Here is a 322-nt window from a genome sequence, read left to right on the forward strand (position 1 = left end):
GAGCAAGGCGAGCGCGGCAAGGCCGCAGGCGAACAGCGTGAGCCCGACGCCGCCCAGCAGTCCGGCCGGATGACGCTCGACCAGGCGGCCGGCAAGCGGCGCCGCAAATGCGACCGCGATCGGCCATGGCGTGATCAACAGTCCCATCTGCACCGCCGAGTAGCCGAAGCGGCTCTGGAGATAGAAGGGGATCGAGACGAAGGCCAGCATCTGCCCGCAGAACGAGGCGATCGAGGTGGCAATCGACAACGCGAACACCGGGATTCGCAGCAGATCAACGGGCAACAGCGGCGAGGTCATGTGCGTCTCGCGCCAAATCAGC

At 66.5% G+C, this 322-nt stretch carries 1 protein-coding gene; it reads right to left on the bottom strand.

Annotation, left to right across the window (positions count from 1 at the left end):
• Nucleotides 1-322: MFS transporter (locus JHD07_RS35075; RefSeq protein WP_291630521.1), on the bottom strand; the 322-nt coding region annotated here is incomplete at both ends.

Source organism: Bradyrhizobium sp., assembly GCF_016462955.1.
Lineage (GTDB): Bacteria > Pseudomonadota > Alphaproteobacteria > Rhizobiales > Xanthobacteraceae > Bradyrhizobium.